Origin of the sequence: Endozoicomonas sp. SESOKO1, assembly GCF_024606265.1 — a bacterium.
Classification (GTDB): domain Bacteria; phylum Pseudomonadota; class Gammaproteobacteria; order Pseudomonadales; family Endozoicomonadaceae; genus Endozoicomonas.
The window spans coordinates 1-1,520 of record NZ_JAHHPP010000409.1 but is presented as its reverse complement, the minus strand read 5'-3'; the positions used below and the strand labels follow the sequence as shown (position 1 = coordinate 1,520).

Genomic DNA, 1,520 nt, shown 5'->3' with positions numbered 1-1,520 from the left:
GGTGAACTTGCACGCGCAGGCATCGGGGGGGGGTTTGTTAAAAGTGGAACGGTTGCCAACACCACGGCGGTGGACACCACGGTCGAAACCTCGGGTAAATATGCACACGCCGGCATCGGAGGGGGGCTGGTTGAAAGAGCAACGGTTGCCAACACCACGGCGCTTGACAGCAGGGTCAAAACCTCGAAATTACTTGCATTCGCCGGCATCGGTGGAGGGCTGGTTAACCCCGAAGGAAAGGTTGCCAACACCATGGCGGTAAACAGTACGGTCGAAACCTCGGGTGTAATTGCAGGCGCAGGCATCGGGGGGGGGGGCGGTTGAAAACGGAATGGTTGCCTGCACCACGGCGGTGGACAGCACGGTCAAAGCCTCGGGTAAATATGCATACGCCGGCATCGGGGGAGGTAAGGTTAATCGTGGAGGAAAGGTTGCCAACACCACGGCGGTGAACAGCAAGGTCGAAACCTTTGATGAACGTGGATACGCCGCCATCGGGGGCGGGCTGGTTTCCAATAGAGGAACGGTTGCCAACACCACGGCGGTGGACAGCACGGTCGAAACCTCGGGTGAACATGCATACGCCGGCATCGGAGGGGGACTGGTTGAAGGAGTAACGGTTGCCAACACCACGGCGGTGGACAGCATGGTCAAAACCTCGGGTGTACGTGCATTCGCCGGCATCGGGGGTGGGCTGGTTTCCAATGGAGGAACGGTTGCCAACACCACAGCGGTGAACAGCAAGGTCGAAACCTCGGGTAAATATGCATACGCCGGCATCGTAGGAGGGAAGGTTCATGATGGAGTAACGGTTACCAACACCATGGCAAATAATAGCTATGTCATCATGAAAAAGGATTTTGGAACTGAATCCAATGAGCAGCTTCTTTGCCAAAATGCTGACCCGCGTGTATTAACAGCCAATTGCGCTTCGGGACCTGAATCCAATGAGCAGCTTCTTTGCCAAAAACTTGACCCACGTGTGTTAACAGCCAATTGCGCTTCGGGAAATGCATTTCTGGATGCGTTGGATTTTTCGTACGGTGATGTTTGCCCGGTAAATGCCGCTCCAGTGTCAATAACTACTTCGGCGTCAACTGCCGCTACAGTGTCAACAACCGCTTCGGCGTCAACTGCCGCTACAGAGTCAACAGCTGAGGCGGCGTTAGCAGCCGCTACAGCATCAACAGCCGCTACGGTGGCGGGCATTACCATAGGTACCCTTGTGGGATTGGGGATTTTCGGCTTTACAGGCTATCAATGGATTACCGGTCACCGGGAGGGGTTGCGTGGTCAGGATCTGTTGATGAAACCACTTACCCGTGGTAAAGAACTGGCCAGCGCTGCGGTCAACTCGGTATCACAGGGTAATCAGGGAGCCATAGAAGCATGAACAGGCAGAGTGTTCCTGCGCAGGAATCAGCCCATGAAATGGGCCAGGACAGACTGACACTCCCCGCCCTGGCGGACGAGGGTTCTTGATCGCTCAAGAACGTTTCTGTTTCACAGTCCGTAGCTCA

2 protein-coding genes are annotated in these 1,520 nt (G+C 55.5%); both read left to right on the top strand.

The genetic code is table 11. The annotated features are described in order from the left end of the window. The coding region (locus KDK13_RS18785) for a hypothetical protein (protein WP_257286541.1) at nucleotides 1–324 on the top strand (324 nt) is incomplete at its 5' end. Then, nucleotides 290–1,393 (top strand): hypothetical protein, encoded by a 1,104-nt coding sequence (locus KDK13_RS18780; protein WP_257286540.1) that lies wholly within the window; start codon nucleotides 290–292, stop codon nucleotides 1,391–1,393. The genes KDK13_RS18785 and KDK13_RS18780, both read left to right, overlap by 35 nt. Nucleotides 1,394–1,520 lie beyond the last annotated feature (127 nt).